The 21,242-nt window shown below is 62.3% G+C and carries 18 protein-coding genes and 1 pseudogene; 14 read left to right on the forward strand and 5 right to left on the reverse strand.

The features are described 5' to 3' along the window. The first annotated feature begins 9 nt into the window (after window positions 1–9). From LIX93_RS03405 to LIX93_RS03415, 3 genes are all read left to right on the forward strand, one after another. The gene (locus tag LIX93_RS03405) at window positions 10–1,059 is read left to right on the forward strand and encodes a DNA-binding protein (RefSeq protein ID WP_226502599.1); all 1,050 of its coding nucleotides are present in this window, start codon (window positions 10–12) and stop codon (window positions 1,057–1,059) included. 324 nt (window positions 1,060–1,383) lie between these two features. Continuing rightward, window positions 1,384–2,079: a response regulator transcription factor gene (locus LIX93_RS03410; protein ID WP_226502600.1), complete on the forward strand. Its 696-nt coding sequence runs from the start codon at window positions 1,384–1,386 to the stop codon at window positions 2,077–2,079. Then, window positions 2,076–2,429, forward strand: coding sequence for an Hpt domain-containing protein (locus LIX93_RS03415; RefSeq protein WP_226502601.1), 354 nt, complete (start codon window positions 2,076–2,078; stop codon window positions 2,427–2,429). The genes LIX93_RS03410 and LIX93_RS03415 overlap by 4 nt, the downstream gene beginning before the upstream one ends. A gap of 11 nt (window positions 2,430–2,440) precedes the next feature. Here LIX93_RS03415 and LIX93_RS03420 read toward each other — a convergent pair whose 3' ends face one another. Further along, complete coding sequence (locus LIX93_RS03420; RefSeq protein WP_226502602.1) at window positions 2,441–2,815, reverse strand: response regulator; 375 nt, start codon at window positions 2,813–2,815, stop codon at window positions 2,441–2,443. A gap of 292 nt (window positions 2,816–3,107) precedes the next feature. Here LIX93_RS03420 and LIX93_RS03425 point away from each other — a divergent pair, with 292 nt between their 5' ends. From LIX93_RS03425 to LIX93_RS03445, 5 genes are read left to right on the forward strand one after another with little or no spacing between them, the layout of a single operon-like run. Further along, window positions 3,108–6,611, forward strand: coding sequence for a response regulator (locus tag LIX93_RS03425; protein WP_226502603.1), 3,504 nt, complete (start codon window positions 3,108–3,110; stop codon window positions 6,609–6,611). Next, window positions 6,608–7,429 carry a protein-glutamate O-methyltransferase CheR gene (locus LIX93_RS03430; protein ID WP_226502604.1) on the forward strand — a complete coding sequence of 274 codons (822 nt, stop codon included), beginning with the start codon at window positions 6,608–6,610 and terminating at the stop codon, window positions 7,427–7,429. The genes LIX93_RS03425 and LIX93_RS03430 overlap by 4 nt, the downstream gene beginning before the upstream one ends. Then, window positions 7,426–8,001 carry a chemotaxis protein CheB gene (locus LIX93_RS03435; protein ID WP_226502605.1) on the forward strand — a complete coding sequence of 192 codons (576 nt, stop codon included), beginning with the start codon at window positions 7,426–7,428 and terminating at the stop codon, window positions 7,999–8,001. Before LIX93_RS03430 ends, LIX93_RS03435 begins: the two co-directional genes overlap by 4 nt. Next, window positions 7,995–9,233, forward strand: coding sequence for a hybrid sensor histidine kinase/response regulator (locus LIX93_RS03440; protein ID WP_226502606.1), 1,239 nt, complete (start codon window positions 7,995–7,997; stop codon window positions 9,231–9,233). The genes LIX93_RS03435 and LIX93_RS03440 overlap by 7 nt, the downstream gene beginning before the upstream one ends. A 21-nt stretch (window positions 9,234–9,254) precedes the next feature. After that, complete coding sequence (locus LIX93_RS03445) at window positions 9,255–9,632, forward strand: response regulator (RefSeq protein ID WP_226502607.1); 378 nt, start codon at window positions 9,255–9,257, stop codon at window positions 9,630–9,632. 117 nt (window positions 9,633–9,749) lie between these two features. On the opposite strand, the pseudogene LIX93_RS03450 reads toward LIX93_RS03445, so the two are convergent. The 3 genes and pseudogenes from LIX93_RS03450 to LIX93_RS03460 form a co-directional block, all read right to left on the reverse strand. Continuing rightward, a pseudogene (locus LIX93_RS03450) lies at window positions 9,750–10,943 on the reverse strand (ATP-binding protein); the annotation flags it as partial. Window positions 10,944–11,130: 187 nt separating this feature from the next. Continuing rightward, window positions 11,131–12,234 carry a tetratricopeptide repeat protein gene (locus LIX93_RS03455; protein ID WP_226502608.1) on the reverse strand — a complete coding sequence of 368 codons (1,104 nt, stop codon included), beginning with the start codon at window positions 12,232–12,234 and terminating at the stop codon, window positions 11,131–11,133. A 97-nt stretch (window positions 12,235–12,331) separates the two neighbouring features. Next, complete coding sequence (locus LIX93_RS03460; protein ID WP_226502609.1) at window positions 12,332–13,231, reverse strand: LysR family transcriptional regulator; 900 nt, start codon at window positions 13,229–13,231, stop codon at window positions 12,332–12,334. Between the two features lie 150 nt (window positions 13,232–13,381). Here LIX93_RS03460 and LIX93_RS03465 point away from each other — a divergent pair, with 150 nt between their 5' ends. The 6 genes from LIX93_RS03465 to LIX93_RS03490 all read left to right on the forward strand — a co-directional run bounded on the left by LIX93_RS03465 (window position 13,382) and on the right by LIX93_RS03490 (window position 20,011). Then, window positions 13,382–14,218, forward strand: coding sequence for a MaoC family dehydratase N-terminal domain-containing protein (locus tag LIX93_RS03465; protein ID WP_226502610.1), 837 nt, complete (start codon window positions 13,382–13,384; stop codon window positions 14,216–14,218). Between the two features lie 55 nt (window positions 14,219–14,273). After that, a complete protein-coding gene (locus LIX93_RS03470) occupies window positions 14,274–15,461 on the forward strand; it encodes an acyl-CoA dehydrogenase family protein (protein WP_226502611.1) in 1,188 nt (395 codons plus the stop codon). 9 nt (window positions 15,462–15,470) lie between these two features. Continuing rightward, window positions 15,471–16,820: an MmgE/PrpD family protein gene (locus LIX93_RS03475; RefSeq protein WP_226502612.1), complete on the forward strand. Its 1,350-nt coding sequence runs from the start codon at window positions 15,471–15,473 to the stop codon at window positions 16,818–16,820. Between the two features lie 162 nt (window positions 16,821–16,982). After that, window positions 16,983–18,185, forward strand: a complete 1,203-nt coding sequence (locus tag LIX93_RS03480; RefSeq protein WP_226502613.1) for a CaiB/BaiF CoA-transferase family protein — start codon at window positions 16,983–16,985, stop codon at window positions 18,183–18,185. A gap of 61 nt (window positions 18,186–18,246) precedes the next feature. Then, window positions 18,247–19,077 carry a CoA ester lyase gene (locus tag LIX93_RS03485; RefSeq protein ID WP_226502614.1) on the forward strand — a complete coding sequence of 277 codons (831 nt, stop codon included), beginning with the start codon at window positions 18,247–18,249 and terminating at the stop codon, window positions 19,075–19,077. 91 nt (window positions 19,078–19,168) lie between these two features. After that, window positions 19,169–20,011 carry an NAD-dependent protein deacetylase gene (locus tag LIX93_RS03490; RefSeq protein ID WP_226502615.1) on the forward strand — a complete coding sequence of 281 codons (843 nt, stop codon included), beginning with the start codon at window positions 19,169–19,171 and terminating at the stop codon, window positions 20,009–20,011. Between the two features lie 13 nt (window positions 20,012–20,024). Here the strand turns inward: LIX93_RS03490 and LIX93_RS03495 are convergent, their stop codons facing one another. Continuing rightward, window positions 20,025–21,158, reverse strand: coding sequence for an MFS transporter (locus LIX93_RS03495; protein ID WP_226502849.1), 1,134 nt, complete (start codon window positions 21,156–21,158; stop codon window positions 20,025–20,027). Window positions 21,159–21,242: the final 84 nt, after the last annotated feature.

The following is a 21,242-nucleotide window of genomic DNA, read 5'->3' on the forward strand; positions in this document are numbered from 1 at the left end:
GGAGTGACCATGGCCCGTGGCGGTATCAACAAGGCCCTTGTAAGCAGGGCGCGAGAAAGCTTGCTGGCACGGGGCGAGCACCCGAGCATCGATGCCATACGTATCGAATTGGGCAACACGGGATCAAAAAGCACTATTCATCGCTATCTGCGCGAACTCGATGACGCAATGCCTGCCGTTGCTCAAGGAGCGCCGGTATTGACGGACGCCCTTAGCACCTTGGTCGCCAATATCGCCCAGCAATTGCGGGACGAGAGCCAGGCTTACCTGGACCAGGCCCAGGCCGACCTGGAAACCAAGGCCGCAGCGCTGCAAGCCCGTACTCAAGCCGCTGAAACGCAGCTCGACCAGGCCCTGATACGCGAGACTGTGCTGCAGTCGGCACTGGAGCAGACAAGCGAGCGCTTGCAGGTCAGTCAAAGCAGCTTGCAGACCGAGCTCACCCGTAACGCCAGATTGAGCCAGGCCTGCGACGATCTGCAGTTACGCCTCGATGACCAGCAGCAACGGGTGCAGTCATTGGAGGAGCAGCATCGTCACAGTCGTGATGCGCTACAGCACTATCGCGATTCGGTGCGTGAGCAGCGTGAACAGGAGCAGCGCCGTCACGAAGCCCAGGTGCAGATGATTCAGGTCGAAGTCCGCCAACTGCAGCAATCGGCGGTGGTCCGTCAGGATGAGCTGACCCGCCTTAACCGCAGCAACGAGCGTTTGCTCGCCGAGGCCGCCCACAGCGAGCGCCAGTTGCAGCTGCAACTCGCGGCGCAGGCCGCTGAGCAGGCCCTCGGAAAGCGCCTGGCCGAGCAACACGAAGTGCAGTTGGCCCAGCAGCGTGAACTGGTCAGCGATTGGGGGCGTCGCGCGGCACAGGCAGAGGGTGCACAAGCGGTGCTGCAGCAACAGTTGCTGGAGCTTGCGGCGCGCGCACAGCAGCAAGTCGAGGCCGCGGCCAGCGAGGCTCAAGCCCCCGCACTGCCAGCCAGCAACGTTAAAAGCGGGGCAAAAAAAAGACCGCCATCTGCGGGGAGGGCGGTCAGAGGAGTTTCACCAAAGGACTGAAGTGGAACCGCTCGACAAGCACTGGAGGTCGGGGGAAAACCAGGCTGCGCGAGTGGATTCGTGCTTCGAGGTAAAAAGTAACATCACTGGCGTGCATCCCCTCATCACCTGTATCGATAGCGTTTATCAATTAAATACATGCAGTTACGTGTTTCAGACTTTTCCTATAGGGCTGCACGCCCCCCGCCGTTAAGATTCCGCCCCGTGAAGAGCGCCGGCACAGCCCAATGCAGAGCAGCTCCCGCGACATTCATCTCAGCCCGAACCTCGCTTTACCGCGCCGGCAGGTGTAACCCCATTTCTAACGCAGGGCGCCAATACACCATGTGTGAAACCAGCAACCCCATCCGCCTCATGCTGCTCGATGACCACGAATTCGTGCTGTGCGGTATGCAGCATGTGCTCGGCACCTATGCTGAATTCGACATCGTCGGATGTTTCACGCGTAGCCGTGACCTGCTACTGGCACTCAAGCAATCGCCCGTCGATGTCGTGGTCATGGATTTTGCCCTTGGCCCGGAAGAAACCGATGGTTTGAACCTCATCCGCGCACTGCGGATAAAGTTTCCCGCCGTTCAACTCCTGGTGATTTCGGCCACGCACACCCCAGCCACCGTGAGCTTGGCGCTGCGCTGTGGCGCGATGGGTTTCATCGGCAAGGACAGCGACCCGGTACATTTGCTGGAAGGCGTGCGCGCGCTGGCGACTGGCACCGTCTACCTGGAGCCGAGGATGGCCTCGTTGCTGGAGGATCGGGATATCGCCACGCAAGTACCAGACTCAACGATCAAAGGTAACAAGTCCGCGATCGAGGCGCTGGTCAGGACCAACAACCTGACCCTGCGGGAACGCGAAGTGCTGCGCTGCTGCCTGGCCGGCATGTCGGTGACTCAGGTCGCCGGGAAATTCTCGCGCAGCATCAAGACCATCAGCACGCAAAAGCAATCGGCGTTTCGCAAGTTGGGCCTGGCCAGCGATAACGAACTGTTCAAGATCCGCTCGCAACTGGAGCAGCGATGAAAGCGCCATGGGTGAGCGGTCTTGAGCGCTCAGCTCCGGATCGGCCGGACGCTCCCGGATCATTCCAGCTGTCGGCCGAGGACAAGCGCATCCTGACTCGCATGTTTCTGGAGACCAGCCACGAGGACTTGCGATTGCTCGAATGTGCTTTGCTAGGTGCCCAGCCAGGTGAGGTGCTGCACAGGGTTCACCGTCTGCACGGTGCGGCGCTGACGGCGGGCGCTACCCCGATGCTGGCGGAGCTGGAAAGTTTCGAGAGAGTTCTGCGAGAAGTGGCGCACATTCCGACCGACAGCCAGGAACGCCTGATTCGCTTGCGACAGCAACTAGCGCAATACCAGCAGCGCTAGCGCTATGCCCATCAATTAACGCCGCCGCCCAGCATGCCACGCACCTTGTCGCGCAACTGGTCGATGGAGAAGGGCTTGGCCAGTACCTCGGTGCCGGGTGGGTTCTCAGCCGAATCGCCGTACCCGCTGGCAATCAGTATGGGCAGGCCGGTACGCAGCTTCAGCGCCTCGCGCGCCAAGTCAATGCCGTTACCGTCCGGTAGCCCGACGTCGGTCATCATCAGCGCTAGTGGCTGCGCGACGTCATTCAACAAGGTCATTGCCCCTGCCTTGTCTTCGGCCTCCAGCACCTTGTACTCGAGTTCTTCGAGCACATCGACGATCAACATGCGCACGATGGCGTCATCTTCGACGACGAGGATAGTGACGGGATTGGCTTCGGACATTGAAAGGCTTTCCTGAAAACGTATGATCGGTGATGAGGGCAGGATGCCACCCTTGCTCACTATGAGTACGTGGCGGCCCCCGACAAGTTCCCCACCCGAGTAAAAACTCCAGGCTGCAGTGTCGCTTAGAGAGCTGGCATTTGGCCATTTATCGGTGCTGGTCAAGGTGAAGCCTATCCGAAAACGCCATTTTCGTAAGAATTTTCTTAACTTGGCGTAGGAAACTTAGAACTTTTTGACGAATTTGCGGCAGAATCCCAGCCTTGAATATTTCCCCGCCCAGGCCATGGACATGACCAAAAACGCCTCTATTGATGAACAAGGGTTCCGCAAGGTTCTGCAACGCAATATCAGCCTGCCGCTGGGTGTGGGCGTGCTGAGCGTGGCCGTCTTCATTGTCATCCTCCTGTATCTGATCTCGGTGATGCGCTGGGTCGACCATACAGACCGGGTGATCAACAACGCCAATGAGGTGGCGCGCCTGTCGGTGGACATGGAAACCGGCATGCGCGGCTATCTGCTGACAGGGGAGGTCGACTACCTGGGCCCCTACGAGATCGCCCGGCCGCGGGTCACCGCCGAGCTCGAGGCTTTGCAGGAGCTGGTCGCGGACAACCCGTCCCAGGTCGATCGGCTGACGCGCATCCTGGCGGTGCAGAAAGAATGGAACGAGCTGGCTAAAAGTCTGATCGAGGTGCGCAAGGTCGACGGCGACTTCCGCAGCATCGTCCATAAAGGTCAAGGCAAGCGCCTGACGGACGAAATGCGTAACGAGTACAGCGATTTCATCAGTGCCGAACAGCAACTGCGGGTGGCGCGCTCCGAAGCCGTCACCTATACCGTCACGGTGTCGATCACCAGTTATCTGATCTTCGTGGTGTTGCTCAGCGGCCTGCTTGCCTGGTTCGGCCGTCGCGATCTGTTGGGCCTGTCCAGCCAGTATGGCAGCAACCTCGAAGCATTGAGCACCAGCGCCGAACGCTTGCAGGGCCAGGCCTGGCTGCGTACCGGGCAGACCCAATTGGCCGAACAGGTCATCGGCCAGCTCAGCGTGAACCTGCTGGGGCGCAACATTCTGGAGTTTTTCGCGCAATATCTGGGTGCGGTCGTGGGCGCCGTTTATGTACGCGATGAACGAGGCGGCCTGCGCCGCGTGGCCAGCTACGGGTTTTCGGCCGAGCAGGAAAACGCCGAGCAGAACCTCTTGCCGAGCGAAGGGGTGACTGGACAAGTGGCTCAGCGCGGCCGCGTGCAGCGCCTTGACAACTTGCCTGGCGATTACTTCAAGGTCGCCTCCGGCCTGGGCGATGGCGCACCGCGCAGCGTGCTGGTGATGCCGGCCCGTAACGATGACGGCGTTAATGGTGTGGTTGAACTGGGTTTCCTGCGTGAACTCAGCGATCGTGATGTCGAGTTCCTTGAACTGGTCGGCAACAACGTCGGTACTTCCATCGAAGCAGCCCGTTATCGCCAGCGCCTGCAGGAAGTGCTGGCCGAGACCCAGCAGCTCAACGAAGAGTTGCAGGTCCAGCAGGAAGAACTCAAAACCGCCAACGAAGAGCTCGAAGAACAGTCGCGGGTGCTCAAGGAGTCCCAGGCCCACCTGGAAACCCAACAGGCCGAACTCGAGCAGACCAACGAGCAACTGGCCGAGCGTACCGATGCCCTGGCCGATCAGCGCGATGCGCTGGACCGCAAGAACTCCGAGCTCAATCAGGCGCAGATACAGCTCGAAGAGCGTGCCGAAGAGCTGCAACGGTCGAGCAAGTACAAGTCCGAGTTCCTTGCCAACATGTCCCACGAGCTGCGCACGCCGCTCAACAGCACCCTGATTCTGGCCAAGCTGCTCGCCGAAAACGCCGAGCAGACCCTGACCGCCGAGCAGGTCAAGTTCGCTGAATCGATCTATTCCGCCGGCAACGACCTGTTGCACCTCATCAACGATATTCTGGATATTTCCAAGGTCGAAGCCGGCAAGCTCGAAGTGCGCCCGGAAAACACTCGGGTGACCGGGCTGGCCGACAGCTTGCGCACGATGTTCACGCCGCTGGCTGCCGACAAGGGCCTGGGGTTCAGTATCAATATTGCCGACAATGCCCCGGCCACTCTGTATACCGATCGCCAGCGCGTCGAGCAGATCCTCAAGAACCTGCTGTCCAATGCGTTCAAGTTCACCGAGCTGGGCAGCGTCAGCGTGACCATCGCTGCGCAACCTGGCGAAGGCATCGCCTTCCATGTCCGCGACTCCGGCATCGGCATTGCCGCCGACCAGCAGCAGGGCATCTTCGAAGCCTTCCGACAAGCCGACGGCACCACCAACCGCCGCTATGGCGGCACCGGCCTGGGGCTCTCGATTTCCCGCGACCTGGCGGCGTTGCTCGGCGGCTACATCAGCGTTACCAGCGCCTTGGGGCAGGGCAGCACCTTTACCCTGGTGCTGCCGGAGCAGTTCGATGCTTCACCGCGCCCTGAAAGCGCTGCCGCCACCTTGCAAGCGACGACGTTTTCATCCAGCCATGGGCCGGTCGAAGTGCCACCAGTGGTACCGCTCGAACCGCCCGTGGTGCGCACACCGCCGTTTGTCGATGATCGCGAGCTCGGCCCGTTCAGCAAGCGTTGCATTCTGGTGGTCGAGGACGAGCCGAATTTCGCTCGCATCCTCTTCGATCTGGCGCACGAGCTGGATTACCACTGCTTAGTGGCCCACGCCGCCGATGAGGGCTTCGACCTGGCGGCGCAGTTCATTCCTGACGCGGTATTGCTCGACATGCGCCTGCCCGATCATTCCGGGCTCACTGTGCTGCAGCGACTCAAGGAGCTGCCGGCCACCCGGCATATCCCGGTGCACATCATCTCGGTGGAAGATCGCGTCGAAGCGGCGATGCACATGGGCGCTGTCGGCTACGCGGTCAAGCCCACGAGTCGTGAAGAGCTCAAGCAGGTGTTCGGCAAGCTCGAATCCAAACTCACGCAAAAACTCAAGCGCATCCTTCTGGTCGAGGACGACGACTTGCAGCGCGACAGCATTGCCCGCCTGATCGGCGACGACGACATCGAGATCACCGCCGTAGGTTATGCCCAGGAGGCCCTGGACCTGCTGCACGCCAATGTCTACGACTGCATGATCATCGACCTCAAGCTGCCCGACATGCTCGGCAACGACCTGCTCAAGCGCATGTCCACCGAGGAAATCAAGGCCTTCCCGCCGGTCATCGTCTACACCGGGCGCAACCTGACCCGTGAAGAAGAGGCCGAGCTGCTCAAGTACTCGCGCTCGATCATCATCAAGGGCGCGCGCTCCCCCGAGCGCCTGCTGGATGAAGTCACACTCTTTCTGCACAAAGTCGAATCCCAGCTGTCCACTGAACGGCAGAAGATGCTGAAGACCGCCCGCAGCCGCGACAAAGTCTTCGAAGGTCGCAAGATCCTCGTGGTCGACGACGACGTGCGCAACATCTTTGCCCTCACCAGCGCCCTGGAACACAAGGGCGCAGTCGTGGAGATCGGTCGCAATGGCCTGGAGGCCATCGAACGGCTCAACACGGTGGGTGACATCGATCTGGTCCTGATGGACGTCATGATGCCGGAAATGGACGGTTTCGAAGCTACCCGAGAGATTCGCAAGGACCCACGCTGGCGCAAGTTGCCGATCATCGCCGTGACCGCCAAGGCCATGAAGGATGACCAGGAGCGCTGCCTGCAGGCGGGCGCCAACGACTACCTGGCCAAGCCGATCGAGCTGGACCGGTTGTTTTCGCTGATTCGTGTGTGGCTGCCGCAACTGGAGCGTATTTGATAGTGCAACAGAACACCGACATCGAGATTCGGCTGCTGATCGAGGCGATCTACCTCAAGTACAGCTACGATTTTCGCGATTACGCCGGGGCTTCGGTCAAGCGCCGCGTCCAGCATGCATTGACGCAACTGGAGTGCAAGACCGTCTCGGCGTTGCAGGAGCGCGTCATCCATGACCCGACCGCGTTCATGCAGTTGCTGCAATACCTGACGATTCCGGTCAGCGAGATGTTCCGCGACCCCGACCACTTCCTGGCGATTCGCCAGGAAGTGGTGCCGCTGTTGCGGACCTATCCATCGATCAAGGTGTGGATCGCCGGTTGCAGCACAGGCGAGGAGGTCTACTCCATGGCCATCCTGCTGCGCGAAGAGGGTTTGCTGGAGCGGACCATCATCTACGCCACCGACATCAATCCGACATCGCTGGAAAAGGCCAAAAAGGGCGTGTATTCGATGGAAGCGATGCGTATCTACGGCAACAGCTACCAGCGCGCTGGCGGCAAACGCGATTTCAGCGACTATTACACCGCCGCCTATGGCCACGCGATCATGGACGGCAGCCTGCGCGAGAACGTGACCTTTGCCGACCATAGCCTGGCGACCGACAGCGTGTTTTCGGAGACGCAACTGGTGTCGTGCCGCAACGTGCTGATCTATTTCAACAAGGGTTTGCAGGAGCGGGCGTTCGGGCTGTTTCACGAGTCCCTGTGTCATCGCGGCTTCATGGTGCTGGGCAGCAAGGAGACGGTGGATTTTTCCGCGTACAGCGATAAATTCGAGCCGCTGGTCAAGCAAGAACGGATCTACCGGAAGAAATGAATCGTTACGGTGCGATCGTCGTGGGGGCTTCTGCCGGTGGGGTAGAGGCACTGCTGCACGTCTTCAGCGCGCTGCCCAAAGCGTTCGATATCCCCATCCTGACAGTGCTGCATCTGCCCGACGAGCGCCGCAGCCAGTTATCCGAGGTATTTGCCACGCGCCTGGGCCGTGATGTACGCGAAGGCAGCGACAAGGTGGCGATCGAGCCCGGGGTGATCTATTTCGCCGGGCCCAGCTATCACCTGTCGGTGGAGCGCGATTTCACCCTGTCGCTGAGTCAGGAAGAACGGGTGCACTTTTCCCGTCCGGCCATCGATCTGTTGTTCGATTCCGCCGCCGATGCCTATGGGCCCGGGCTGGTGGGGGTATTGATGACCGGTGCCAATGAGGATGGCGCCAAAGGGCTGGCTGCGATCAAGCGTCAGGGCGGCTTGACGATCGTTCAGGATCCGGCCGAAGCGCGGATGCCGACCATGCCGCTGGCCGCACTGAAATTGCAGCAGCCCGACCATATTCTTTCATTGAACGGCATAGGCTCTTTGCTCGCCAAGCTGGAACGAAGTAAATGCTAAGTCACCTCCAGGCAAAATTGCTGATCGTCGACGATCTGCCGGAAAACCTGCTGGCCCTCGAGGCCTTGATCCAGCGTGAGGATCGCGTGGTCTACAAGGCGCTGTCCGCCGATGCCGCGCTGTCCCTGTTGTTGCAACACGAGTTCGCCCTGGCCATCCTCGACGTTCAGATGCCCGGCATGAATGGTTTCGAACTCGCGGAGCTGATGCGCAGCACCGAGAAGACCAAACACATCCCCATCGTGTTCGTCAGCGCCGCTGGGCGCGAAATGAACTATGCCTTCAAGGGCTACGAAAGCGGCGCCGTGGATTTCCTCCACAAGCCGCTGGACATGCAGGCGGTGAAGAGCAAGGTCAGCGTGTTCGTCGACCTGTATCGCCAGCGCAAGGCCCTCAAGGAACAGCTGGATGCGCTCGAACGCGCGCGCCAGGAACAGGAGGTGCTGCTGCGCCGCCTGCAGGTGACCCAGAGCGAACTCGAGCACGCAGTGCGCATGCGTGATGACTTCATGTCGATCGTCTCCCATGAAGTGCGCACGCCCTTGAACGGGCTGATCCTCGAGACCCAACTGCGCAAGCTGCACCTGGCCAAGGACAATCTCGACGCCTTTGCCCCCGACAAGCTGCGGGCCATGGTCGATCGCGACGAACGGCAGATCCTGAGCTTGATCCGCCTGATCGAGGACATGCTCGACGTGTCGCGCATTCGTACCGGCAAGCTGTCGATTCGCCCGACGCGGTTCAACCTGACGCAGATGGTTGCCAACGTGGTCGAGCGTTTCGAGCCCCAGGCGAGCGCCATCGGTACCCATATCAGCTTTGCCGGCGATAAGGCGGTGGTGGGTATCTGGGATGAATTTCGCATTGAGCAAGTGGTGGTCAACCTGTTGTCCAACGCATTGCGCTATGGCGGCAAAAGCCCGATCGAGGTACGCGTGGCCAGCGCTGCGAACGGCGCGCGCATAGAGGTACAGGACCACGGCATCGGTATCAGCGCCGAAAACCAGTCACGGATTTTCCAGCAGTTCGAGCGGGTATCGGCCAAGCATGTGGTGTCTGGCCTGGGCCTGGGGCTGTTTATTTCCGAGCAGATCGTGACCGCCCACAGCGGCACGATCAGCGTCCATAGCGCAGTGGGCGAGGGCGCGATGTTCCGCGTGACGCTGCCACTCGACGAATCTTGCAACCCGGACGCAACCTCTGCCACGGCCCATGGTCGTATTGGCAGCTAGACCTACCTGAATAGGCTTTCCATGAGTGAAGATGCGCAAGACGTTGTCCTGATCGTCGAGGACGAACCGAATATTTTGATGATTCTGTCTACCTATCTGGCAGGCGAGGGTTACCGGGTACTGCAGGCCGAAAATGCCGAGCAGGCCTTCGAAATCCTGGCCACCAAGCCCCATCTGGACTTGATGATCACCGATTACCGGCTGCCTGGCGGGATTTCCGGGGTCATGATCGCCGAGCCGGCCGTCAAACTGCGCCCCGAGTTGAAGGTGATCTTCATCAGTGGATACCCGCAGGAAATCGCCGAGTCGGGCAGCCCGATCGCCAGGAAGGCGCCGATCCTGGCCAAGCCGTTCGATCTGGATACCTTGAAGCAGCTGGTAGACAAGCAGCTGGCTTAATGCAGAGAAGCTGGTCCTCTCTTGGGCAGAGCCCGATCCCACAGGGGTAGGTTGTGCTGCCACCTCTGTGGCAGCGCGTTCGGCGGCTTACAGGCCGGCACTGCCGGCCGATAAACCTCAGCCAATCATCTCGTGAACCTTGGCGGTCAGCAGATCGAAAGGGAACGGCTTGGTGATCATCTGCATGTCGGCCCCGAGAAACCCGTCGCGTACTGCTGCATGCTCGGCATAGCCGGTAATGAACAGCACTTTGAGCCCCGGCCGGTGATGGCGACCGACTTCGGCCAGTTGGCGCCCGTTCATGCCCGGCAGGCCGACGTCGCTGATCAGCAGATCGATGCGCGCGTCCGAGCTGAAGATCGGCTGCGCGCTGTCGGCGTCGATGGCGACCAGGCAGTGGTAGCCTTGCTCTTCGAGGACCGAGCGCACCAGTTTGCGCACCGCCGGATCATCTTCCACGATCAGCACCGATTCGCCATCGCGCGCTTTCGGCGCCCGAGCCCGTGGCACTGGAGTGCTGGCCGCCGGCATCCGCTCGCCTCGGGGCAGGAACAGGTTGACGGTGGTGCCCTTGCCCAGCGCGCTGTCGATGCTGACATGCCCCATGGATTGCTTGCAGAAGCCGTAGATCATCGACAACCCCAGGCCGGAACCTTGACCGATCGGCTTGGTGGTAAAGAACGGATCGAAGGCGCGGTCGACCACGCTTTGCGGCATGCCCCCGCCGTTGTCGGTGACACTCAGCACCACATAGTCTCCGGCGCGCAGGTTGCTGGCCGCGTCGGGCTGGGCTGCATCGACGCGTTGATTGCGCGTCTGGACCCGCAGCTTGCCGCCACAGGGCATCGCGTCACGGGCATTGAGGACAAGGTTGAGCAGGGCGCTTTCGACCTGATTAGCGTCGGCTACCGCCGTCCACAGCTGTGGCTCGCCATTGATGGACAGCTCGATCGCCGGGGTCAGGCTGCGTACCAGCAGGTCACTCATCTGAGCGACCAGCGCATTGAGCTCGACAGGTTGTGCATCCAACGATTGGCGACGGGAAAAGGCCAGCAACCGGTGGGTAAGGTTGGCCGCGCGGTGGGCGGAGCTGACGCCTTGTTCGATCAGCTCGTCAAGATCATCGAAGCGGCCTTTGGCGATGCGGCGGCGCATCATTTCGAGGCTGCCGATGATGCCAGTGAGGATATTGTTGAAGTCGTGAGCGATACCGCCGGTCAATTGCCCGACCGCCTGCATCTTCTGTGCCTGGCGCAGCGCTTCTTCACTGTCGCGCGCTTGCGCCGAGCGCTGCTCGATCTGTAGTTCGAGCGCCGCGATGTGACCCTGTAGTTGCTCGATCTGTCGTTGAGCGTCGTGCAGCTGTTGCTCTGAACTGGACAAGGGCCAAGTCTCCGAAAAAACTGCATTCTTATTGAATACGGACCTGCCCCGCCGAAGGGGGTTCAGTTGCAGACGATGCGCAATTGCACATTGGTCTGACGCGCGGCGCTTTGGCCTAGAGGCCTTGTTGGACCAGCGGATCGTCGGGGTTCTGTTGCTCCAGTTGCGCCAGCAGCACCTGGACATTCTGCAGTTGGCCGGTTTCCTTCCAGTAGTTGATCAGCAGTACCCGAGCGCGCCGATCCTGAGGGTGACGCTGGACAATCTCCTGCAATTGGCGCTGGGCCGCATCCACCTGTTCCATGGCATGCAGGGTCAGGGCGAGGCTGTAGCGGAAGGTGCTGTTGTCCGGCGCCAGTTCGACCGCCCGGGTCAGTGCCAGCAGCGCGTATTCGTCCTGTTTGTGATCGACCAGCCAGAGCCCCAGCTCGTGTTGCAGTGCAGCCGACTGAGGGTACTGACGCAACTGCTCGGCGAGCCATTGGCGGGCGGCATCGGTGTTGCCTGGTTGATCGAGCAGGCGTACCTGCAAAGCGATGGCATGAGCGTTATCCGGTTGTTGCGTCAGTACCTGCTTCAGCAGTGCGCTGGCAGCAGCGCGGTCGCCTTGATGGATGAGGATGCGAGCGAGCAACAGTTGCCTGGCCAGGTCAGGGCCCGCGTCAGAAGCAGGGTCAGCGCCCTCTGGGGTGTTACCGGATGCGCTTTGCGTCTGCAGCACCTGACGATATTCATCGAGGGCCTTGTCCAGCGGGCCGAAATACAGCCCGGCGTCATCCGGTGACAAATCGAGCATGGCAGTGGCGGCGGCATAGCGCAGGCTGGCTTGCGGGTCGTCGAGCAGCGGACCGAGTATCAGGCTGCGCTGGGTTGCCGGTACCAGCCCGACCACGGCATTGATGGCTGCCTGGCGAACCTCGGGGTCGTCGTTGTGCAGGTCGGCACGGGCCAGTTTCAGTGCTCGAGGTGACGGATAGTCGGCCAGCAAGCCGTACAACACCGCGCGCTGCGTGGGCAGCAGGTCATCACGGCCGAGTTGCTGGTACAGCACCCGTGCCGAGCCGGCTTCGCCATTGCGGGCCTGGCGCAGCGCCTTGCCGAAAATCTCCTGCTGCACCGCAGGCTCCTGCAGCGGCCCGCTATGGCGCCACACCACCACAGCGGCGGCCAGCGCCAGCAGGGCGAGACAGACGATCACTAAGCGTTGCAGCTTGAGCATGCACAATCCATGGAGGGGCGCGAAGAGCGAGTCGGCAAGCTTCGGTCAGTCTACGGCTGGAGTCAATTGCCCTTATAGACAGTTCGGGGGCGTTGGCTTAAATGGGCAAGGGACCGTTGGGCAGCAGGGTGGCGATCAATGCGCGAATGGTGCCGGGCAACGCGTCCAGTTCGCGTACCAGGATGCTGCGTTCGCGGATCGCCCACGGCTCGTCGAGCTGCACGGCGCACAGGCGCATGGTGCGGCTATGCCGTAACGCCGCTGATTCGGGAATGATGCCGATGCCCACGCCAGCTTCGATCATCCGGCAGATGGCTTCGAAACTCGACATCTGGATACGCAGGTGCAAGTGCTTGCCGAGCCGCTCTACATGGTCGCGCAAAAAGCTCAGCAAGGTGCTGCCTTCGTGCAAGCCGATGTGCTGATACTCCAGCGTCTGCCCCAGGGTGACCGGGCCGATCTGCGCCAACGGATGTCCGACCGGGACCATCAGTACCAGGCGATCGGTGCTGAAGTGCATGACCTGCAAGCCGCTGGCTTCGACCGGCCCGGCAATGATGCCCATGTCCGAGGTGCCATCGAGCACGCCGCGCACGATATCGCGAGACAGTCGCTCCTGCAGATCGACCGTGACCCCTGGCCGTTGCGCCAGGAAGCCGGCGAGTATCTCCGGGAGGAATTCGGTGACCGCCGTGGTGTTGGCGAAGATACGGATGTGCCCCGTCGAGTCGCCGCCGTGCTGGGCGAACTCGCTCTTGAGGTAATCCACCTGGCGCATGATCAGGCGCGCATGTTGCAGCAGGCGCTCGCCGGACGGGGTCATTTCTACGCCTCGGCTGTCGCGATACAGCAAGCGGGTCTCGAGTTGCGCCTCCAGAGCCTTGATGCGCGCGCTGGCGGCGGCCGGCGAGAGAAACGCGCGGCGGGCGCCCTGGGTCAGGCTGGGGGATTCGGCGATATGGATGAACAGCCGCAGATCGGCGAGATCGAAGTGCATGGCAGGGGTCCTGTGAGGCTGGGCATGGCCTGGCGGTGTTCAGCATAGCCGAACGCCGCCTTATTCAAATGCAAATTCTCAGAACGGCGCATGGCCGCCATCATCCTCGCACAACGATAAAAGCCGTCAGTGCGAAGGAGCAGCCCTCCCATGAGTGACCCCGATCTTTCCAGCTGGATAGGCCGTCAGGAAACCAGTCAGGAGCATTTCAGCGTCAACCTCCTCAAGCGTATCGCCGCGACGTTCGGTGAATCGGTACCGAAGGTCGGCGAGCCGTTGCCAGCACTGTGGCACTGGTGTTTCTTCCAGGACCCGGTGCCTGAATCCGGCCTGGGCCGCGACGGCCATCCGGCTCGGGGCGGTTTCCTGCCCCCGGCCGATAATCGCAACCGCATGTGGGCCGGCGGGCGACTCGAGTTTTTTACCCCGCTCAAGGCCGGCGCCGATGCGACCCGCGTTTCGACCATTACCCATATTGAAGAAAAACACGGCCGTACCGGCGCCTTGCTGTTCGTCACCGTGCGCCATGACTATTTTCAACAAGACGTGCTGGCCATTCGCGAAGAACAGGACATCGTCTACCGCGAGCCCACGCCCCCCAAGCGTGGCGCGCGGGAGCCCGTTGCCAGTGGTCAGTGGACCGAGCAGATCGAACCTACCCCCGTACTGCTGTTTCGCTACAGCGCAGTGACCTTCAACGGCCATCGCATTCACTACGACCATCCCTATGTCACCGACACCGAGGGCTACAGCGGGCTGGTGGTGCATGGGCCGATGATCGCGACCTTGAACCTGCGGGCCTTCACTCGCGCCAACCCCCAGGCCAACGTGCGGCGCTTCAGTTATCGCGGCGTGCGGCCCTTGATTGCGCCGCAACCGTTCAGCGTTGGTGGACGTATTGACGTGCCGGGCGTGGCCGAGTTGTGGGCCAGCAATGCGGATGGCCTGGCGCAGAGCGCCCAAGTGCACTTCGACAGTGCGCTTTGACAGGGCTGCGCCCAGCCCACGCCACGCCCCTGACTGAACTCCATGGAGATGAACAATGACCGACAACAACAATGTTCCCCAAGGCCGCGCCGACAGCGAAGAAATGCAGGCCATCCGCGAAGGCGTGCGCGGCCTGTGCGCGGAATTCGACGCCGCCTACTGGCGCGGTATCGATGAGCGCAAAGGCTTTCCCGAGGCCTTCGTCAAGGCCCTGACCGAGGCCGGTTGGTTGGCGGCGATGATCCCCGAGCAATACGGTGGATCCGGCCTGGGCCTGGCCGAAGCCTCGGTCATCCTCGAAGAAGTCAACCGCTGCGGCGGCAACTCCGGCACCGTGCACGGGCAGATGTACAACATGTTTACCCTGCTGCGGCACGGCAGCGAGGCGCAGAAGCAGTACTACCTGCCCAGGCTGGCCAGCGGCGAACTGCGTTTGCAATCCATGGCCGTCACCGAGCCCACCACCGGCACCGACACCACCAAGATCAAGACCACCGCCGTGCACCAAGGTGACAAATACGTGATCAATGGCCAGAAGGTGTGGATTTCACGGGTGCAGCATTCGGACCTGATGATCCTGCTGGCGCGTACCACGCCGCTGGCTGAAGTGAAGAAGAAGTCCGAAGGTATGTCGATTTTCCTCGTCGACCTGCGCGAAGCCATCGGTAATGGCCTGACGGTGCAGCCGATCGCCAACATGGTCAATCACGAAACCAACGAGCTGTTCTTCGATAACCTCGAACTGCCCGCCGACAGCCTGATCGGCGAAGAAGGCAAGGGCTTCAGGTACATCCTCGACGGCCTCAACGCCGAGCGCACCTTGATTGCCGCCGAATGCATCGGCGACGGCCGCTGGTTCATCGAAAAGGCCAGCGCCTACGCCCGGGACCGCGTGGTGTTCGGCCGGCCCATTGGCCAAAACCAGGGCGTGCAGTTTCCTATCGCCCAAGCGCATATCGAGATCGAAGCCGCCGACCTGATGCGCTGGCGCGCCTGCGACGAATACGACAGCGGCCAGAACGCCGGTGCCAGTGCCAATATGGCCAAGTACCTGGCGGCCAAGGCGTCGTGGGAAGCGGCCAACGCCTGCCTGCAGACTCACGGCGGTTTCGGCTTTGCCTGCGAATACGACGTCGAACGCAAGTTCCGCGAGACGCGTCTGTATCAGGTCGCGCCGATCTCGACCAACCTGATCCTGTCGTACGTGGCCGAGCATCTGCTCGAGCTGCCGCGCAGCTTTTAAGGAGGCACCATGAGCCACACTCAAGCCCTGGTGCAGTTCCTCACCACATTGCGTTACGAAGACATTCCCCAACCCGTACTCAGCCGTACCGAAGACCTGTTTCTCGACTGGCTGGGTTCGGCGCTGGCGAGTCAGGGCGCGCGCCCCATCCCGTTATTCGAGGCCTACGCGCGGAAGATGGGACCCGCCAGCGGCCCGGCGCAGATACTGGTCAACGGGCAGCGCAGTTCGGCGTATTTCGCGGCACTGGTCAATGCTGCGTCGTCGCATCTGGTGGAACAGGACGATCTGCACAACAGCTCGGTACTGCACCCCGCGACGGTGGTCTTTCCCGCCGCGCTGGCGGCTGCTCAGGATCTGTGCAAGAGCGGCCGGGACTTGCTGTTGGCGGCAGTGGCTGGGTACGAGGCGGGCATCCGTATAGGGGAATTTCTCGGGCGCTCGCATTACCGGATTTTCCACACCACCGCCACGGTGGGCACCTTGGCCGCAGCGGTGGCCGTGGGCAAGTTGATGGCGTTCAATCAAAGCCAGTTCACTGACCTGCTGGGCAGCGCCGGTACCCAGGCCGCGGGGTTGTGGGAGTTCCTGCGCGATGCCGCCGACTCCAAGCAGCTGCACACCGCCAAGGCCGCCGCCGATGGTCTGCTGGCGGCATACCTGACCGCTGAAGGCCTGACCGGCGCGCGCAATATCCTTGAGGGCGACCAGGGCCTGGCGGCCGGGATGTCCAGCGATGCCGACCCGAGCAAGCTGTCCCAGGGCCTGGGCACTCGCTGGGCTTTGGCCGAGACTTCGTTCAAGTTCCATGCCTCGTGCCGCCACACCCATCCTGCCGCCGATGCATTGCTTGAAGTCATGCAGCGCGAAGGGCTGAGTGCAGCTGATATCGAGCGGGTGGAAACCCGCGTGCATCAAAGCGCCATCGATGTCTTGGGCAGGGTCTTGGTGCCGCAGACCGTGCACCAGGCCAAATTTTCCATGGGCACCGTGCTGGGTCTTATCGCCGTGTATGGCCAAGCGGGCCTCACCGAGTTCCATGAGCTGGCGTTGACCGACCCCAGGGTGTCGGCCTTGCGCGACAAAGTCAGCATGACCCTCGATGCCCATGTGGATGCGGCCTATCCGCAGCGCTGGCTGGGGCGTGTCGTGGTGACGACCGTCGATGGCCGCCAGTTGCATGGCGCGATCGACGAGCCCAAGGGCGACCCCGGCAATACCCTCAGCCGTGCGGAGCTTGAAGACAAGTTTTTACGGTTGGTGGCGTTCTCCGGGGCGCGTCAGCCGGCCCAGGCGCAGGTGCTGATCGAGCGAGTCTGGGGGCTGCGCGACAACGCCGACCTGAGCGAGCTGGTTTGATGTGTTCGAGCTGTAGCGAGGGGGCTCCCCCCGCAATGCGACCCACCACCGAGCTTCAGTATCGAGCACTCACCCCAGAGCATTCGCCACATAGCTCTACCACATAGCTCCACCACCCGATGAACCATGCCCGACTCAGCGCGGGCCGGCGAGGTAACCGAAATGACCACCAACCCCCTGCAACGGCCGCTGGACGGCATTACCGTGATCAGTCTGGAACACGCCATCGCCGCGCCGTTCTGCACGCGCCAACTGGCGGACATGGGCGCGCGAGTGATCAAGATCGAACGCCCCGGGGTCGGCGATTTCGCCCGCGGCTACGACACCCGCACCCGCGGCCTGGCCTCGCACTTCGTGTGGACCAACCGTTCGAAAGAATCCTTGACCCTGGATCTCAAGCAAAATGAAGCCGGGGACATTCTTGAGCAACTGCTGGCTGAAGCCGACGTACTGGTACAGAACCTCGCGCCCGGCGCTGCGGCCCGCATGGGCCTGTCGTTCGACGCCCTGCATGAGCGTTTCGAGCGCTTGATCGTGTGTGATATCTCCGGTTACGGCGAGGGTGGGCCGTACGAGCATAAAAAGGCTTACGACTTGCTGATTCAGAGCGAGGGCGGTTTTCTGTCCGTGACGGGCGGCCCGGGCGAGGAGCACATGGCCAAGGCCGGGTGTTCGATTGCCGACATCTCCGCCGGCATGTATGCCTACAGTGGCGTGCTGTCAGCACTGCTGCTGCGGGCCAAGACAGGTAAAGGCAGCCGCATCGATGTGAGCATGCTCGAAGGCCTGGTGGAGTGGATGGGCTACCCCATGTATTACGCTTTCGAAGGCGCCGAGCCGCCACCGCGGGCCGGTGCTGCGCACTCGACGATCTACCCCTACGGGCCCTTTCCGGTGGGCGCTGGCGACACGGTGATGCTGGGCCTGCAAAACGAACGTGAATGGGCGTCGTTCTGCACCAAGGTACTGTTGAACGCTGAGCTGGCCAGTGACGAGCGTTTCGATGCCAATGCCAAGCGCTCGGCGAATCGCGCCCAGTTGCGGCAGATCATCGTCGAGCGCTTCGCGACCTTGACCATTCAGGAGGTAGTGGACCGTCTGCAACACGCGCAGATTGCCAACGCGCGGGTCAATGACATGCACGGGGTGTGGGATCACCCGCAACTCAAGGCTCGCGACAGCTGGCGCGAGATCGACAGCCCGGTAGGCAAGCTGCCGGCGTTGTTGCCGCCGGGCCGTAACGACGCATTCGAACCGCGCATGGACGCAGTACCTGGGCTGGGCGAACACACGGCGAGCATCCTCGGCAAACTCGGCTACGGCACCCAGGATCTGGAACGGTTGCGCGCGCAAGGAACCATCTAGCCGCGTCGTCATTCAGACGGGCATCGGCCCTATCGCCCGCAGACCCCTTTGGAGCAGCCGCATGAATCAGCTCTATCGCAGTGCCCTGTTCGTTCCCGGCAGCCGCCCCGAGCGTTTCGCCAAAGCCCTGGCCAGTGGCGCGGATGCCGTGATCGTCGATTTCGAGGATGCCGTGGAGGACGGGCTCAAAGCCCAGGCGCGCGCCCAGCTGGGCATTTTTTTTGATCAGCACCCCGCCGTACGGGTGTGGGTGCGGGTGAACGCCGCCGCGCATGCCGAGCACACCGCCGACCTGGCTTTTTGCAGCGATCGCCCACAGGTGTCCCATGTAGTGCTGCCCAAAGCCGAAAGCCATGGGCAGATCATCCGCGCGGCGGCAACTGGCAAGCCGGTGGTGCCGATCATCGAGAGCGCCACTGGGGTGTTGCAGCTGGGCGAGATCGCCCGCAGCCCCGGGGTCGCCACCCTGGCCTTTGGCGGCATCGATTACGCGCTCGACCTGAACCTCAACGACGGCACTCCTGGGGCTACTTTTGCCCTTGACCAGGCGCGGTTGGCAGTGGTCCTGCATGCCCGATCGGCGGGGCTGGCCGCGCCGTTGGATGGCGTGTTCCCGGCCATCGCCGACGAGGCAGGGCTGCGCGCAACCATCGGCCATGCCCGAGACATGGGCTTTGCCGGGACCCTGTGCATCCACCCACGGCAGGTAGCGCCGATTCATGCGGTGTTGAGCATCGACGCTGCGCAGGTGGCCTGGGCCGAGCGAGTGGTGGCCCAGGCGGCGCAAAACGCCGGCGCCTTTCAGCTCGACGGCCAGATGATCGACGCACCCGTGCTGGCCCGCGCCCGGCGCCTGCTCGCGCAGCCGAGCGCCGACCTCACGGCGGGGTAATGGTCGACAGACGCGGCAGCATCGGCCTGGATGGTTTAACCTCTCTGTCACGTGTATCACGCAGTATCCGACGCAGCGACGGAGACTCCTCATGCTCGATAATGACGTCCAGGCAGCGTTGAGCGGGCTGTGCGAACGCATGGCCGACCGCTCGGTGCTGGTGCTGACCGGCGCGGGTATCAGCACCGCGTCCGGCATCCCCGACTACCGCGATACCGAAGGCGTGCGTCGTGGCAACGCGCCAATGATGCACCAGGAATTCATCGGCTCGGCCAGCGCCCGTAAACGCTACTGGGCGCGGGCCATGTTCGGCTGGCACGGCGTCGGTCAGGCGCGGCCCAACCCCGCGCACCAGGCGTTGGCCACCTTGCAGCAGCGGGGGCGGGTCAGTGCCATCGTCACCCAGAACGTTGACGCCCTGCACGATCTGGCCGGCAGCCGTGGCGTTATCGAGCTGCACGGCAACCTGCACCGCGTGGTGTGCCTGGATTGCGGCCGCAGCCTGGCGCGCCCGGACGTCCAGGCGCTACTTGAAGAACAGAACCCCAGCCTGCTCAATGTGCACGCCGTACTGGCCCCTGATGGCGACGCGCAACTGGCCGCGCACTTTCTCGATCAATTCGTGATGCCTATCTGCCCGAGCTGTGGCAGCGATCGGCTCAAGCCAGACGTGGTGTTTTTCGGTGACGGCGTTGCGCCGGCCACCGCCGAGGCGGCGCTGCAGGCGGTCGAGGCGGCCGACGCGATGCTGGTGGTTGGCAGTTCGTTGATGGCCTATTCCAGTTATCGGCTGTGCCAGGAGCTGTCGCGCCAGGGCAAGCCGCTGATGGCGATCAATCTGGGCAGGACCCGCGCCGATGCGCTGTTGACGGTCAAGGTGCAGGCACCGTGCGAGCAGGTGCTGCCGTTGTTGACCGAGCTATTGGCGGGTTGACCGCGCGCGGTGGCTAACGCGCGACTTCACGTCTCAGCAGTGCGACCAGCACAATGTTCGACAGGGCCAGCGCGACCAAAACCGCGAAGGTGACCGTCGCGCCGAAATGCTGCTGAATCAGCCCGCCGACAATAGGCGTGAGCGCCTGGCCAATCAATGTCGGGCGCGCTACTCGCCCAAGCACCAGCGGATAGACCTTGGCGCCGAACAGCGCCAGCGGCAATGTCCCGCGCACGATCGAGCGAATCCCACTGCCTGTGCCGTACAGGATCATGCCCAGCACCGCCAGGCCAGGCTCGGCCATAATCATGATCAAGCCGATGGCGACCATGGCGGTGGAACCGAGCATGCTCCAGATCGGGTGCGCCTTGCGCGCGAACAGTACTTCGACTACTCGCGCGCCAACCTGACTGGGACCGATCAGTGCGGCGATGGCCAAGGCCGTTACCAAGGTCGCACCGCGTGCCTGCAACAGGCTGATCAGTTGCACGGAGATGGCTGTCATGATCACCGCGGCGAGAATGAAACTGGCCGTCATCAGCCAGTAGACTCGACCCTGCGGTGCTGGCAGGTGCTGCTCCTCGGTCGGCACGCCAGCGGCCTCGGTGGTGGGCGCCTTGATGGCCTGAGGCGGCAGGGTAAACAGGTAGATCGGCAGCACCAGCAGCACCAGCATCGCGCTATAGGCCAGACAGGCACCACGCCAGCCCAGATGCTCGACCAACAGCGCCACTAATGGCCAGGTAATGCTGGTGCAAAAACCTGATACCAAGGTGACTTGAGTGATCGCGCCGCGGGCGTTCTTGCCGTATCGCTGGCCCAAGGTGGCGAACAGCGGGTCGTAGAGGCCCGCGGCCATCCCCGTACCGATGATTAACCACGCACCGACGAAACAGGGCAGGTTGGGCGCGATCGCCAGCAGCAACAGGCCGATCGCCAGAATCGGGCTACTGGCCAGCAGCATCGGTCGGCCACCAAAGCGGGTGATCAGCTTGCCCACTGCGGGTGCCAGCAGGCCCGATATGAGGATGCCGACCGATAACGAACCATAGACCCAGGATTGCGCCCAGCCAGTATCGCGGACGACAGCGGCAGCCAGTACAGCCGTGAGATAGAAGGACCCGCCCCAGGCGATGATCTGGGCGATGCCGAGCAAACTGGAGTGGATGATCGAAGGGCGAGCAGGTAAAACGGTCACTGAGGTCTCGACGTGGGCAGTGCTGGGAGAGCG

It is taken from the genome of Pseudomonas sp. MWU16-30317 (assembly GCF_020515695.1).
In the GTDB taxonomy this organism is placed as follows: Bacteria; Pseudomonadota; Gammaproteobacteria; order Pseudomonadales; family Pseudomonadaceae; genus Aquipseudomonas.